Source organism: Teichococcus oryzae (assembly GCF_008386565.1).
In the GTDB taxonomy this organism is placed as follows: Bacteria; Pseudomonadota; Alphaproteobacteria; order Acetobacterales; family Acetobacteraceae; genus Pseudoroseomonas; species Pseudoroseomonas oryzae.
On record NZ_VUKA01000002.1, the window covers coordinates 247,380 to 262,238 of the forward strand.

Sequence of the window (14,859 nt, forward strand, 5' to 3'; positions counted from 1 at the left end):
CACGGGGCCGAACAGGTCGGTCCGGTGGGGATTGATGCGCCGCAGATCGCCGCGGCGCAAGGTCAGGCCGTGGCGGTCGAAGAAATCCAGGATCTGGATGGCGACCTTGCGGCCATTGTCCATGCGGTCGCGGAAGGCGGCGGCGGCGAACCAGCCATCGGGCGTCCGCGCGGCGACATCGCAGGCGATCGCCGCCATCTCGGCCGTGGTGGCGCGCAGGAAGAAATGGTCCTGCGCCACTTGGTCGAGCCGCCCGAGCCGCGCGCAGGCCTTCAGCACGCGCCGCATCTCCGGCTCCGGCACCTCGAACAAGGTGGCGAGGTCGCGCACGCGCGGCGGGCGGAAGCGGGCCTCGCCCCCCAGCAGCGGCGCGGCGCGGGCGAACAGCGCCTCATCCGCGGGGTCCAGCCGCACCTCATGTTGCGGCAGGCGCACAAACGCCCCTTCCAGCACGATGGCGCCGGCCGCCGCCTCCCGCTCCAGCGCCGCACGGAAGGCGGGGGCGGGCAGGCGCGGCTGCACGAGCAGGCGCAGCCGCTCCCGCCCGATGCCTTGGATGTCAGGGTTCTCCTCGTGGAAGCGGCCGGCCTCGTCGAGGAGGCTGCGGCGAAAGGCGTCCCAGTGTTCCGGCAGCAGCGCGTGGCGCAGGCCGGCGGCCTCGATCACCACGGCGCCGAGCGCCCCGGCCAGGGCGCGGCCTTCGGCCTCGGTCAGGGCATGGTCGCGGGCGAAGCCTGTCAGCTCCACCTGATACGGGGACAGGGCCAGCAGCCGGCGCAGGGCCGTGCCTGGATCATGCTCCGACAGCGCCTCCAGCTGCGCCAGGCGCTCGGGCGTGCGGCGCCTGCGGGCCGGCGCCCGCAGGTCGAGGAAGCGGCCGCCGCCCAGGGTGCGCTGCGCCGAAACGTCGCGCAGGATGAATCGGTCGCCCACGGCGGCAGCGATGGGCTGGTCCAGCACCAGTTGCACCGGCCCGGCCTCCCCCGGCACCAGCGGATCGCCCAGCGGCACGATGCGGGCGCCCACCTCGGCGCTGGCATGGTGCAGGCGGGCGGGGAACCAGGTGCCGATCGGCTTCGGCTCCCCCGGCAGCACGCGCAGCCGCGCGTCGACGCGGTCGGTGGGGGCGTGCAGAGGGGCGGCCAGCACCATGTCGCCCCGCGCCACCGCATCCTTGGAGATGCTCTCCCCCGCCAGGTTGAGGGCGCAGCGCTGGCCCGCGGCGCCGCGCTGGGCGGGGCGGTTCTGCGCGTGGATGGAGCGGATGCGGGCCGGGATGCCGCGCGGGCTGACCACCACCGCATCGCCCACCGACACCGCCCCGGACAGCACCGTGCCGGTCACCACCGTGCCGGCGCCGGCCAGGGTGAAGCAGCGATCCACCGACAGGCGGAAGGCGCCCGCCTCCTCCGGCGCCGCCGTTTCCGCCTCCGCTTCCAGCAGCGCGGCCTTCAGCGCCGCGATGCCTTGCCCCGTGCGGGCGGACACCGGCAGGACCGGGGCCCTGGCCAGGGCGGTGCCGGCCAGCAGGGCGCGGATCTCCGCGGTGACATCGGCGATGCGCGCCGCGTCGGCCAGGTCGGCCTTGCTCAGCGCCACCATGCCGCGCCGGATGCCCAGCAGGTCGAGGATCGCCAGATGCTCCCGCGTCTGCGGCATCACCCCGTCATCGGCGGCCACCACCAGCAGGGCGAAGTCGATGCCGCCCGCCCCGGCCAGCATGGTGTGGACAAAGCGCTCATGCCCCGGCACGTCGACGAAGCCGGTGACGCGGCCACCCTCGGCCAGATAGGCGAAGCCCAGCTCGATGGTGATGCCGCGCGCCTTCTCCTCCTTCAGCCGGTCCGCGTCGGTGCCGGTCAGGGCCTGCACCAGCGCCGTCTTGCCATGGTCAATATGGCCCGCCGTGCCGATGATCATGCGGAGGGCTCCGGCAATGGCGCGGCGGCGCGCGCTTCGGCCTCGGCGATGCCGGCGGGATCGAGGGCGGCGCGCACCGGGTCGAGGAAGGGCCGCGCCAGGGCGCTGCCGCCGGCCCGGGCGCGCAGCAGCCAGGCCAGCGCCGCCACCGGGTCCGGCGCCACGCCGGCCCCCATGTGCAGCGCGGCGCCCAGCATGGCCTGGCCATCGGCGTCGCCGCGCTCGGCCCCGCGCCGCCACCAGCGGGCGGCCTCCGCCACGTCGCGCTCCACGCCGAGCGCGTGGTGGTACAGCATGCCCATGCGGGTCATGGAGGAGGCGATGCCGGCCTCCGCCGCCAGCAGCGCCCAGCGGCGGGCCTCGGCCGGGTCGGGCGGCAGCATCTCGCCTTCCAGCAGCAGCCAGCTCAGCATGTCCTGCGCCGGGGCGTCGCCCTGCTCCGCGGCCGCGCGATACAGCGCGATGGCGCGGCCTTCATCCGGGTCGATGCCTTCGTCGCCGCGCAGCAGCAGCCCGGCCAGCAGGCGCTGGCCGGTGGGATAGCCGGCGGCCGCCGCCGGCTCCAGCCAGCGCAGCGCCAGCTTCGGATCGGGCGCGACCCCGAGGCCGTCCAGGAAGCAGGCGGCGATGTTGCATTGCGCCTGCGGATCGCCGGCGCGGGCGAGCGGCTCCCACAGATTCAGCGCGGCGGCGTGGTCGCCCTGGGCGAAGGCGGCCATGGCCTGCTGCATCGGGTCGGGCGGCGGCGCGGCGGCGCGCCGGAAGCGGTCAAACAATCCCATGGCCGGATGCCAGGGCGGCGAGGTTGTCGAGGAACGCCGCCTCGTCGGTCAGGCAGCGCAGGTCGAGCAGCAGGGCGCCATCCCGCAGCCGGCCGATCACCGGGCGCGGCAGGGCGCGCAGCGCGGCCACGAACGCCTCCAGGTCGCGCCCGCGCGGCGCGGTGAAGCGCAGCGCGAAGCTCGGCAGGGTGTCGAGCGGCAGGGCGCCGGAGCCGATCTGGCTGCGGCAGGGCACGGCCTCCACCGCGATGTCGGCGGGCAGCGCCTGTTCCACAGCATCCAGCAGCCGGCGCGCCTGGGCCTCGATCTCCGGCGCGCGGCGGGCCAGCAGGCCCAGCGTCGGCAGCCGCTCGGCCAGGCGGTCGGGGTCGCGGTACAGCTTCAGCGTGGCTTCCAACGCGGCCAGGCGGATCTTGTCCACCCGCAGGGCGCGCTTCATCGGGTTGCGGTTGATCGCCCCGATCAGCTCGCGCCGGCCGACGATGAAGCCGGCCTGCGGGCCGCCCAGCAGCTTGTCCCCGGAAAAGGTGACGAGGTCCGCCCCCTCCTCCACCGCTTCCCGCACCGTCGGCTCCCGTTGCAGGCCGTGGTGCGACAGGTCGGTGAGCGTGCCGGAACCGAGGTCGTTCAGCAGCGGCACCCCCGCTTCCCGCGCGATGGCGGCGAGCGCGGCGCCGCCGACCTCGGCGGTGAAGCCCTCGATGCGGTAGTTGGAGGTGTGCACCTTCAGCAGCAGCCCCACCTCGGGACCGAGCGCGGCGCGGTAGTCGCGCGGGTGGGTGCGGTTGGTGGTGCCGATCTCGACCAGCCTCACCCCGGCGCGCGCCATGATGTCGGGCATCCGGAAGGCGCCGCCGATCTCGATCAGCTCGCCGCGCGACACCACCGCCTGCCGCCCCTCGCCCAGGGTGTTCAGCGCGATCAGCACGGCGGCGGCGTTGTTGTTGACCACCGTGGCGTCTTCCGCCCCGGTCAGCTCGCACAGCAGGGCGCGCAGATGGTCGTCCCGCTCGCCCCGCTTGCCGGTGGCGAGGTCGAATTCCAGCGCCACGGCGTCGCGCATGGCGGCGGTGGCGGCCTCCACCGCCGCTTCCGCCAGGATGGCGCGGCCCAGATTGGTGTGCAGCACCGTGCCGGTCAGGTTGAACAGGGGGCGCAGGCCGGAGCGGTGCCGCGCCTCCAGCGCCGCCGACGCGCGGGCGGCGATGGCATCCGCATCCGGCAGGGACGTGGCGGCGGGAGTGGCGCGGATGGCGGCCAGTTCGGCCCGGATGGCGGCGGTGGCCTCGGACCGGCCGAAGCGTCGCAGGACCGGCGCGCAGCTTGGTGCCCCCAGGACGCGGTCCACCGATGGCAGGGCGCGCAGCGCGGCCTTGTCCATCATCGGCCTAGTATCCGATCAGGAAAGGATCGAAGCCGGCGCGGCGGTACTCGGTGTCCTGCATCAGCAGGTCGAGGCCGAGGCTGGCGACGTCATCCGCCACCGGCTCCAGCGACGGGTTCCGGTCGGCATAGAGGATCTTCACCCAGGAACGGCAGGAATCGCAGCATTCCGCCTTGACCGTGGCTTCCACGGCGGTTCCGCCCTGGTCATCGGCCGCCTCGGCGGATTTGTAGCCGACGCCCTTGGTGGAGCCGCAGGCCAGGCATTTGATGCGCACCTCGTTCCAGCGCGTGCCGCAGAAGGCGCAGGCGGCATAGCGGGCGCCCTCCGCCCCCTGATGCCCCACCACGATGGAGGAAGCCGGCGGGCCGCCGCAAACCGGGCACAGGCCGGTGTCCAGCGGCACCAGCCTGTCCGCCTCCAGCGTGGCGGCCAGCCGCGCCGCCTGGACCTGCGCCGCGGCGGACAGGAACAGGTGCTGCGCCAGCGTCTCGAACGGAATGGCATCGCCCATGACGTTGCCGATCATCTCGTCCAGCACGGAAGGGGGCGCCTGGCGCAGCGAGCGCAGCGCTTCCGCCGCCTGGGCCGGCATGTCCACCGGTTCCAGCGCCTCCAGGAATTGCGCGATGGTGCCGCGCAGCCCGGCCGAGGCGCCGAGCGCCGCGCGGTCCAGCGGCGGCATGGCGTTGGCGCGGGCGCGTTCCACCTGTTCCGCCGGAAGCGGCGTGGGAGCCGGCGGCCGCGCGGCCAGATCGGCCTGCACCGCGGCCAGCGCGCCCAGGAAGCTAAGATAGGGCGCGAGGTCATGGCCCTCGGCCAGCATGGCGAAGCGCTCCGCCCGCTGCCGGAACAAGGAAGGCGGATCGGGCAGCAGGGCGAAGGCGGGCTTCACGAGGCGCCCGATCATGGAAGGATCGGGTTGGAGGCCGGAGGAACTGGACATTCACACCTCGTCGGGCCGGACCGGCCACAGGCGCCGGGCCGCCATCGCGGCCACGGCGCGGATAAAGAAGAAAAAACCTACTTGGCCGGGCCGGTCTTGCGCTGCCCCGCCAGTTCCCGCAGCCATTTCCGGTGGTGGCGCCAAGCCCATCCGCCGGTCACCGAGCCCCGCGTCATCGCCCGCAGCGTGCCGCGCGTCCAGATGGCCGCGTAGACATGCAGGATGAAGATGCAGATGATCAGCACCGCCGCGACCGAATGCGCCAGCACCGCCACGCGCCGCGCCGGAATGGTAAAGTATTCGGCGAAGTATTGTTCCCAGATCATCACCCCCGTGCCGATCAGCACCAGGATCAGCAGGGTCATGGCCCAGAAGATGAACTTCTGCCCGGCATTGTATTTGCCCAGCTCGGGCAGGTTCTCCTCATGGCCGCTGAGCAGGTCGCGGATCTTCGACAGCCAGATGATGTCCACCCGCTCCGGCAGGTTGGCCCGCCAGAGCTGGAAGAAGAACACGAAGAAGGACAGGAACAGCACCACTCCGATCCAGGGATGCAGGGCGCGCGTGTTCTGCCCGCCGCCGAACAGGCTGGTCAGGAAGTAGAGCGAGGGCGTGAACAGCGCGAGGCCCGAGATCGCCAGCAGGATCAGGCTGGCCGCCGTGATCCAGTGGTTCACCCGCGCGCCCGGCCCGTAGCGGTCCACCGTGACCGGCTTGCCGGGGTGGATGGCATCCCCCGGCTGGATCTTCTCCACCATCAGCGCCCTCCCGAGGTGGTGGCGTCGTTGGGCGGCGGAACCGGCTTGCCTTCCACCAGCTTCTCGGCGTTCTCCTCATCCTCGGGGGCGACGCGGTTGGGCCGGGCGAAGACGCCATGGATGACGCTGCCCACCGCCATCATGCTCATGGCGGCGATGCCGACATATTTGGTGACGCCCTTCCAGCCCTGCACCAGGGGCGATATCTTCGGGTCGTCCGGCAGGTTGGCGTAGATGTGCGGCTTGTCGTTGTGGTGCAGCACATACATCACATGCGTGCCGCCGACGCCGGGCGGATCATACAGCCCGGCATTGGCGTAGCCGCGCGACTTCAGGTCCGCGATGCGCCCTTCCGCGTGCTTGATCATGTCCGCCTTGGTGCCGAACACGATCGCCCCCGTCGGGCAGGCCTTGGCGCAGGCCGGCCCCTGCCCGACCGCGACGCGGTCGGAGCACAGGGTGCATTTGTAGGAGCGGTGATCCGCCTTGGAGATGCGCGGGATGTTGAAGGGGCAGCCCTTCACGCAATAGCCGCAGCCGATGCAGTTCTCGTGGATGAAGTCCACGATGCCGTTGGAATACTGCACAATGGCGCCGGGCGCCGGGCAGGCCTTGAGGCAACCCGGATCGGCGCAATGCATACAGCCATCCTTGCGGATCAGCCATTCCAGGCTGTCGGTTTCCGGGTTCACCCATTCCGTGAAGCGCATCAGGGTGAACATGTTCTCGGTCAGATCATGCGGGTTCTCGTAGACCCCCGCATTCTCCCCCACCTCCGGATAGGTGTCGTTCCATTCGACGCAGGCCGACTGGCACGCCTTGCAGCCGATGCATTTCGACACATCGATCAGCTTGGCGACCGCGGTGAGCTGGCGCGTCGGCGGCGGCAGGTCCGCCGTCGCCGAGCGCCGGATCAGGTCACCCTGCCCAAGGTTGCTTTGCATGGGCTGGGTCGGCGGGTTGCTGACCGCCGTGCGTGGGCTGTCGCTCATGCCACCGCTCCCCCGGGCGCTGTGCTCGGCTCGATATTGACCAGGAACGCCTTGTAGCCCGGCGTCTCGATATTGGCCTCACCCACGAAAGGCGTGAGCGAATTGGGGCCGAAGCCCTTCTTGGCCGTGCCGGTGAAGCCCCAGTGCAACGGGATGCCGATCACATGCACCGTCTTGCCGTCGCAGATCAGCGGACGGATGCGCTTGGTCACCACCGCCTTGGCCTTGACCGAGCCGCGCTTCGACCAGACGCGCACCCAGCCGCCGGCCTTGATCCCCTTCTCCGCCGCCAGCTCCTCCGACAACTCAACAAAGAACTCGGGCTGCAGCGACGCATTCACCCGGTTGTGCTTGGTCCAGTAATGGAAATGCTCGGTGAGGCGGTAGGAAGTCGCCGCATAAGGGAACTCGTCCGAATTGCCGAATTGCGAGATGTCGCTCTCGAAGATCCGGCCCACCGGATTGCCGCGCATCTTGCGGTTGAAGACATTCTGCACCGGACTTTCGAACGGCTCCATATGCGCCGGGAAGGGGCCGTCCCGCAGCAGGCCGCGGGTAAAGAGCCGGGAAACGCCTTCCTGGTTCATGATGAAGGGCATGACGTCCTGCGGCTTCGCGTTGGGCGCGATGTCGGGAACGTCATAGCCGGTCCATTTCGTGCCATCCCATTCCATCAGCTTGCGGGACGGGTCCCAGGGCTTGCCGTTCAGGTCGGCCGAGGCACGGTTGTACAGGGTCCGGCGGTTCAGCGGCCAGGCAAAGGTCCAGCCGAGATAGGCGCCGGTGTTGTCCGGGTCATGATTGTCCCGGCGCGCCATGTTGTTGCCGTTCTCGTTGAAGTTGCCGGAATAGATCCAGCAACCGCACATGGTGGAGCCGTCGTCCCGCAGCTGCGAGAAGTTCAGCACCTGCTTGCCGGCCGGCACCAGCACCTTGGACGGGTCGTTGGGATCGGTCAGGTCGCGCAGGGCGCGGCCATTGATCTCCTTGGCCAGTTCCTCGGGCTCCGGGTCGCCCGGGTCATGGTATTCCCAGGACAGGTTCAGCAGCGGATCGGGGAAGGCGCCGCCTTCCTTGCGGTACAGCTCCCGCATGCGCAGGAAGATCTGCGCCATGATCCAGGTGTCGGCCCGCGCCTCCCCCGGCGCCGTGGCGGCCGGCCAGAACCATTGCAGCCAACGCCCTGAGTTGGTGAGCGAGCCCTGATCCTCCGCGAAGCAGCGGGTGGGAAGCTGGATCACCTCCGTCTGGATCGAGGCTGTGTCCACATCGTTGAACTCGCCATGGTTTTCCCAGAAACGGGCGGTTTCCGTGTCCAGCGGGTCCATGGTGATGAGGAATTTCAGCTTCGACAGGCCGGCCACCACCTTGCCCCGGTTGGGGAAGGCCAGCAGCGGGTTGAAGCCCTGGCAGATATAGCCGTTGACGTGGCCCGCATTCATCATCTCGAACACGCGCAGAACGTCATAGGCGGGCACGTCGAGCTTGGACAGGTAGTGGTAGGCCCAGCCATTCTCCGCGGTCGCGGCGTCGCCATACATGGCCTTCATGAAGGAGACCATGAACTTCCGGTAGTTCTGCCAGTAGGAGGTCTGGCCCGGCCGCAGCGGCCGGAACTGCCGGGAGGACATGTAGGTCTCGAAATCCGGCTCCTTCTCCGTCGGCATGTTCAGATAGCCGGTGAGCAGGTGCGACATCAGGCCCAGATCGGTCAGGCCCTGGATGTTCGAATGGCCGCGCAGCGCGTTCATGCCGCCGCCGCGCACGCCGATATTGCCCAGGATCAGCTGCAGCATGGCCATGGCGCGGATGTTCTGCGCGCCGTGCGAATGCTGCGTCCAGCCCAGGGCATACATCGACGTCATCGTCTTGGTGGGCGACGAGCATTCCGAGATCATCTCGGCCACCTTCAGGAACTTGTCCCGGGGCGTGCCGCAGATGCGCTCCACCATTTCCGGCGTGTAGGCCGAGACGTGCTCCTTCAGCAGGTTCCAGACGCAGCGCGGGTGCTGCAGCGTCGGGTCCGTCCGGGCGAAGCCGTCCTCGTCCATGACGTAGTCCCAGCTCGACCGGTCATAGTCGCGCTTGTCCTCGTCATAGCCGCTGAACAGGCCATCGCTGTAGGCGAAGCCGTCCTGCACGATGAAGGAAGCGTTGGTGTAGGCCTTGGTGTATTCCCACTGCACCTTGTTGTTCTGGATGCAGTAATTGATCACGCCGTTCAGGAAGGCGATGTCGGTGCCCTGGCGGATCGGCGCGTAGAAATCCGACACGGAGGCCGTGCGGGTGTAGCGCGGGTCCACGACAATGAGCTTGGCGCCGCGGTGGGCTTTCGCCTCCGTGACCCATTTGAAGCCGCAAGGGTGCGCTTCCGCCGCATTGCCGCCCATGACGACAACGAGGTCGGTGTTCTTGATATCGGTCCAGGCGTTCGTCATCGCGCCACGGCCAAATGTCGGGCCCAAACTGGACACCGTGGGGCCGTGTCAGACGCGAGCCTGGTTGTCGAATCCTACAATGCCGAGCGCCTTGGCGACCTTGAAGGTGGTCCAGGCCGTCTCGTTGGTGGTGGCGGAGGCCGCCAGCATGCCGGTCGTGGTCCAGCGGTTCACCGCCAGCCCGTCCGCGTTGGCCGCCAGGAAATTGGCGTCCCGGTCGTCCTTCATCAGGCGCGCGATGCGGTCCAGCGCCACGTCCCAGGACACCTGCTCGAACTTGTCCGAGCCGGGCTTGCGGATCATCGGGTGCTTCAGCCGCGTCGGCGCCTGCACGAAATCCTTCAGCGCCGCGCCCTTGGGGCAAAGCGTGCCGAGATTGGTCGGGTGGTCGGCATCGCCCTCGATATGGACGACATCGGCCTGCTCGCCCTTCCGCACATCACCCTTGGAATAGATGATGATGCCGCAGGCGACCGAGCAGTAAGGGCAGGTGTTGCGCGTCTCGGTGGTGTTGGCCAGCTTCATGGGGCGCACATGGGCGGCCACCGCCGCTTCCGCCGCCCCGAAGCCCATGGCTCCGAGGGATGTTGCCGCAACGCCCGCGCCGGTGGCTTTCAAGAAGCCACGCCGCGAGAGCTCCATGTTCATGACAGCCCTCCCTAATCCCATAAAAACACTACGTCCCGGTCAAGGACTTGGGATGGGCACCCGGCTCATGTCAAGCTTGATCGGCCCCTCCGCCCCAGCCCGGGAGGGCACCCTGGGGCGGCGCCCTAGCCCGGCACGACCCTGGCGGGGTGGCTGTGCACCTCGAAGCCCTGCCCGCGCGCGCGGGCGATCAGGGTCAGGCCGCAACCCTGGGCGCTGCGGGTCGCCAGGGCGGTGGGCGCCGACACCGCCACCAGGATCGGCGCGCCGATCATCGCCGCCTTCTGCACCATCTCCACCGAAACGCGGCTGGTCAGCACCACCACGCCGTCGCGCGCCGCGATCCCGCCCCGCAACAGCGCGCCCACCAGCTTGTCCAGCGCGTTGTGGCGGCCAACATCTTCCCGCACCAGGATCAGGCCCTGTTCCGGCCGCCAGAAGCCGGCCGCATGCACCGCCCGGGTGGCCTGGTGCAGGAACTGGCCTTCAGCCAGGGCGCCAAGCGCCGCCGCCACCTCGGACGCCGCGATGCGTCCTCCGGCCGGCACGGGGGGCAGCGGGCGCAGCACGGCTTCCAGGCTTTCCAGCCCGCACAGGCCGCAGCCGACAGGGCCGGCCATGTGGCGGCGGCGCCGGGCCAGCGCGTCCTGCCGGTCCCCGGCCAGCGACATGCGCAGCTCGATGCCGGCCGGGCGGGGCACCACCTCCAGCTCGGTCACCTGCTCCGGCCGCTCGATCACCCCTTCGGTCAGGCTGAAACCATAAGCGAAATCCTCCAGGTCGCAGGGGGTGGCCATCATCACCGCCTGGCTGGCGCGGCCATAGGTGAAGGAAACCGGCACTTCCTCCGGCAACAGGCAGGATGCCGCATCCGCCTCCACACCCGCCCTCCAGCGGCGCGCCTCGCTGGCGGCATGGGGGGAAGGGATGGGCGCGGCCTCCGGCAGGTCAGGAACCGCTTCGGCAGGATCGCTGTGACGCATCATTGCCTCCCGACTAGCGCGCGCCACAACAGATGGCGAGCGGACCAAGCCTTGCCGAGGCCGCGGGGCAAGGCCGCACAGGCCGGCCTGAAAGAAGTCATTGACGTTTCCGTGATTGCCGAAGGCCGTCGCGAATGGCCGGAAGATCACGATGCGCCCCGCCGGCGGAATGCTGCTGCTGTTCTGGAGGCTCCTGGCGCCGGCCGCTCCTTCCCTGGCGGGCCCGGCCACCGTTTCCCTGGCGGACAGGATGCACGCCATTCTGGCCAAACGCGCTGGACCGCCTGCTGGCCGCCCGCAATCACCTAACAGCAGGGCGAGATCCCACGTCATCGCCGCGCTGAACGCCCTCGCCGCAGGCTGCCAGCCGGGGAAAGCCTGCCCGGGAGGGATCATCGCCGCGGTGGAGGCGCCCGGCGCCGCCAATGACCGCGCCGGGCTGGCGGAAGCGGCCTGAGGGCGGGCTGCCCGCCTCAGATCACCACGCCGCCATCCACATGCAGGCACTGGCCGGTGATGTAGCCGGCGGCGGGAGAAGCCAGAAAAGCGATCGCCGCCGCCACATCCGCGGGCTTGCCCAGCCGGCGCAAGGGGATGCGCGCCTTCACCGCCTCCCAGGCCGGGCCATCCAGCGCCGCATGCGCGCCGGAATCCTTTTCCGTGTAGCCCGGCGCCACCGCGTTCACCGTCACCAGGGGCGCCCATTCCAGGGCCAGCGCCTTGACCAGCGCCTCCACCCCCGCCTTGGCCGCGGCGGAAGCCGGGAACACGGTGCTATCGGTGCGGAAATTATGCGCCACGAAGGAGGACACGGCGACCAGCCGCGGCGCCTCGCCTTCCGCCAGGATCGGCCCGGCGGCGCGCGCCAGGCGGAACAGGGCGCCCAGGATGGTGTCCTGGCTGTGGGCGAAGGCGGCATCCGTCAGCCCGGCCACCGGGGTGCGGTCGGCGAAGCCGGCATTGGACACCAGCACGTCCAGCCCGCCCAGGGCGGCGGCGGCCTCCTGCACCAGCCGTTCCGGCGCTTCCGGCCGGGCCAGGTCGGCCATCAGCACCTCCGCCTCGGCGCCCTGCTCCCGCGCGGCGGCGGCGCTGCGCTCGGCGCCATCGCGGTTGTTGCGGGCATGCACGGCGAGCGCCACGCCGGGCGCGGCCAGGGCGCGCACCGTGGCGGCGCCAATGCCGCTGGACGCGCCGGTCACCAGAATGCGCCGAGATGCCATGAGAATCCGCCCCTTCTGTCCGGACCGGCAGGATAGATCGGCTCTCTTGCGCGCCCAAGGCCACGCCCGCATCCTGCCGCCGAAGAACCAGACCCAATGGAGGAAACCCAGGGTGCGACTCGTGCTGGAGCCGGAAGGCCTGTACCCCGACACCGCGCTGGAGGCCGAGATCCTCGGCCCCACCGTGCGCCTGCTGCGCGGCGGCGGCCCCAACAGCGTTTCCGAGCTGCCGGATGAGCAATGCGCCGAGGCGGAGGGGCTGTTCATCTTCCGCCACTGGCTGCCCGGCAGCGAGCTGCAACGCTTTCCCAAGCTGAAGGTCGTGGTGCGGATGGGGGTCGGCTATGACCGGCTGGACCGCCCGGCGCTGGCGGCGCGCGGCATCACCGTCTGCAACGTTCCCGACTACGGCACGGCGGAGGTGGCCGACCATGCCATCGCCCTGGTGATGGCGCTGCGCCGCGGCCTGCTGCTGCATCACGACCTGCAGCGCGGCGAGCCTTCCCAGGGCGTCGCGCCGGCCGAATGGCGCTATCTCGACAGCCCGCTGATCCAGCGGCCCGAGGCGCAGACCTTCGGCATCCTGGGCCTGGGCCGGATCGGCACGGCGGTGGCGCTGCGGGCCAAGGCCTTCGGCTACCGCGTCATCTTCCACGACCCCTACCTGCCGAACGGCGTGGACCGCGCGCTGGGCATCACCCGCATCCGCTCCCTGCCGGAATTCCTGGCGCAAACTAACACCCTGTCCATCCACGCGCCGCTGACCCGCACCACCCGTGGGCTGGTTGACGAGGTGGCGCTGCGGCAATTGCCGCGCGGCGCCGTGGTGGTGAACACGGCGCGCGGCCCCATCCTGGACCTCGACGGGCTGGAGCGCTGCCTGCGGGACGGACACCTGTCCGGAGCCGGCCTCGACGTTCTGCCGGTGGAGCCCCCGGCCGAGCCGCCGCATCCGCTGATGGCGGCCTACCGCGCGCGGGAGGCCTGGCTGACCGGGCGGCTGGCTGTCACCCCCCACAGCGCCTTCCACACGCCGCATGCCTGGCAGGACATCCGGATCAAGAGCGCCGAAACCATGCGCGACGTGTTGCTGGAAGGCCTGTCGAGCAACGTGATTCCGCCGGACGCGGATTAAGCAGGATTCCCCGAAAAGATTACCGGTTTATCAATGAAGCCGCCCGCAGGGCGGCTTTCGTGGCAGGAAGGTGATACAACCTATAAGAAGTGTCTCTGGCGAGTGATTACGATTGACGCGAGAGTGATTCTTCAGAACATTGTCCTCATCCCTTCGCACGCGCAACATCATCAAGGGCTTCCAATCGTTGCGCGTGCCTCCGCCTGCCTTACACGCAATGCGGGAATGATGCCGAGGACTCACAATGCCTGCAGTTCCGCGCCAAGATGGCACCCATGTAATCCTTGATGTCTCAAGGCTGCTGGGCTGTGGGCGCAAGCGGACCCCTTCCGGCATCGACCGGGTCGAGCTGGCTTATGCACGACATCTTCTTGCCCAGCCAGAGGAACAGGGCAGCTTTGTGGGCCAGGAACTGCAGGGCGGCTTCGCGCTGCTGCCGCGCCGCCTGGTGGGCGAGCTGGTGGCAGCGCTGAGCGAGGCCTGGGGCGAGGATCAGGCCAATGGCCAGGCATTCCGCCGCGCCACCCGGCTGGGAACGCTGGCCCGGGGCCGCCTGCTGCTGGGCTTCGGCCGGACGGAACTGTCCCGCCTGCTGGCGCGCCGCCTCCGCTTCGCCTTTCTGCTGGTGTCGCACCGCGCCCTGGACCGCAGCGGCCCGATCGAGGCGATGCGCCGTGCCGGCTGCGCCTTTGTGCCGATGATCCATGACCTGATCCCGCTGACGCATCCGGAATATGCGCGGCCCGGCCAGGCGGAGAAGCATCTGCGCCGCATCCGCACCACCGCCGCCCTGGCCGATGGCATCATCGCCAATTCGGCGGCAACGGCCGAGGCGCTGGAGCCCTATCTCGCCACCCGCCACGCGCGGCCGCCGGTGCTGGTGGCGCCGCTGGGCATCGATGCCGTCTCGGCACCCTCGCCGGCCGCGGATGGGCAGCCCTATTTCGTGGCGCTGGGCACCATTGAGCCGCGCAAGAACCACCTCCTCCTGCTGCATCTCTGGCGCACGCTGAAGGCGCAGCTGGGCGACGCCGCGCCGCGCCTGCTGATCATCGGCAAGCGCGGCTGGGAAAACGAGAACGTCCTCGACATCCTGGAACGCTGCGCCGCGCTGGAAGGGGTGGTGCGGGAGGTCGGGCAGGTGTCCGACCGGCGGGTGACGGAACTGATGCGCGGCGCCCGCGCCCTGTTGTTCCCTTCCTTCGCGGAAGGCTACGGCCTGCCCCTGGCCGAGGCCCTGGCCCTGGGCGTGCCGGCCATCTGCTCAGATCTGCCGGCGCTGCGGGAGGTGGGCGGCGCCGTGCCGGATTACCTCGACCCGCTGGACGGCAGCGCCTGGCGGGACGCCGTGCTGGATTACGCGGCGCCAGGCAGCGCCGGACGCGCGGCGCAGCTGTCCCGCATGGCCGGCTGGGTGGCGCCGAGTTGGAATGAGCATTTCGGCGATGTCGGCAACCTTCTGCTCCAGGTGACCCAGCAGCGCCCGGCGCAAGCCCGGCGCGTCCTGGGATGGCGCCGCCTGCGCGGCCCGGCCTGGGCCGAACCCACGGCTGTTGTTGCGGCGCGGGATGGCGCCGTGTCATGAACCGGTCTGGCACAGGCGGTTGAATGTCCCGGCCCGGCTGCAACGGCCGGCGCCGCGTGCCTTTC

At 70.2% G+C, this 14,859-nt stretch carries 11 protein-coding genes and 1 pseudogene; 3 read left to right on the plus strand and 9 right to left on the minus strand.

The annotated features are described in order from the left end of the window. Positions 1-48 precede the first annotated feature (48 nt). The 8 genes and pseudogenes from selB to fdhD form a co-directional block, all read right to left on the minus strand. Positions 49-1,920, minus strand: a pseudogene (gene selB, locus F0Q34_RS07300) (selenocysteine-specific translation elongation factor); the annotation flags it as partial. Beyond that, positions 1,917-2,702, minus strand: coding sequence for a tetratricopeptide repeat protein (locus F0Q34_RS07305; protein ID WP_149811506.1), 786 nt, complete (start codon positions 2,700-2,702; stop codon positions 1,917-1,919). The pseudogene selB and the gene F0Q34_RS07305, both read right to left, overlap by 4 nt. After that, complete coding sequence (selA, locus tag F0Q34_RS07310) at positions 2,689-4,086, minus strand: L-seryl-tRNA(Sec) selenium transferase (RefSeq protein WP_206667967.1); 1,398 nt, start codon at positions 4,084-4,086, stop codon at positions 2,689-2,691. Before selA ends, F0Q34_RS07305 begins: the two co-directional genes overlap by 14 nt. 4 nt (positions 4,087-4,090) lie before the next feature. Continuing rightward, entirely contained in the window at positions 4,091-5,032 is a 942-nt protein-coding gene (fdhE, locus tag F0Q34_RS07315; protein ID WP_149811507.1) for a formate dehydrogenase accessory protein FdhE, read from the minus strand. Positions 5,033-5,109: 77 nt separating this feature from the next. Further along, the gene (locus F0Q34_RS07320) at positions 5,110-5,790 is read right to left on the minus strand and encodes a formate dehydrogenase subunit gamma (protein ID WP_149811508.1); all 681 of its coding nucleotides are present in this window, start codon (positions 5,788-5,790) and stop codon (positions 5,110-5,112) included. Beyond that, positions 5,790-6,782, minus strand: a complete 993-nt coding sequence (gene fdxH, locus F0Q34_RS07325) for a formate dehydrogenase subunit beta (protein WP_149811509.1) — start codon at positions 6,780-6,782, stop codon at positions 5,790-5,792. The genes F0Q34_RS07320 and fdxH overlap by 1 nt, the downstream gene beginning before the upstream one ends. Further along, entirely contained in the window at positions 6,779-9,868 is a 3,090-nt protein-coding gene (gene fdnG, locus F0Q34_RS07330; protein WP_149811510.1) for a formate dehydrogenase-N subunit alpha, read from the minus strand. The genes fdxH and fdnG overlap by 4 nt, the downstream gene beginning before the upstream one ends. Before the next feature lie 125 nt (positions 9,869-9,993). Next, a complete protein-coding gene (gene fdhD / locus F0Q34_RS07335; RefSeq protein ID WP_149811511.1) occupies positions 9,994-10,851 on the minus strand; it encodes a formate dehydrogenase accessory sulfurtransferase FdhD in 858 nt (285 codons plus the stop codon). Positions 10,852-11,002: 151 nt separating this feature from the next. Between fdhD and F0Q34_RS07340 the strand changes: the two genes are divergently transcribed. Next, positions 11,003-11,308, plus strand: a complete 306-nt coding sequence (locus F0Q34_RS07340; RefSeq protein WP_149811512.1) for a hypothetical protein — start codon at positions 11,003-11,005, stop codon at positions 11,306-11,308. Positions 11,309-11,324: 16 nt separating this feature from the next. Here the strand turns inward: F0Q34_RS07340 and F0Q34_RS07345 are convergent, their stop codons facing one another. Next, on the minus strand, positions 11,325-12,074 hold the full coding sequence (locus tag F0Q34_RS07345; protein ID WP_149811513.1) for an SDR family NAD(P)-dependent oxidoreductase: 750 nt from the start codon (positions 12,072-12,074) through the stop codon (positions 11,325-11,327). Between the two features lie 112 nt (positions 12,075-12,186). Between F0Q34_RS07345 and F0Q34_RS07350 the strand changes: the two genes are divergently transcribed. Both F0Q34_RS07350 and F0Q34_RS07355 read left to right on the plus strand, forming a co-directional pair. Next, positions 12,187-13,209, plus strand: coding sequence for a C-terminal binding protein (locus F0Q34_RS07350; protein ID WP_149811514.1), 1,023 nt, complete (start codon positions 12,187-12,189; stop codon positions 13,207-13,209). Positions 13,210-13,453: 244 nt separating this feature from the next. After that, the gene (locus tag F0Q34_RS07355; RefSeq protein WP_149811515.1) at positions 13,454-14,794 is read left to right on the plus strand and encodes a glycosyltransferase family 4 protein; all 1,341 of its coding nucleotides are present in this window, start codon (positions 13,454-13,456) and stop codon (positions 14,792-14,794) included. Positions 14,795-14,859: the final 65 nt, after the last annotated feature.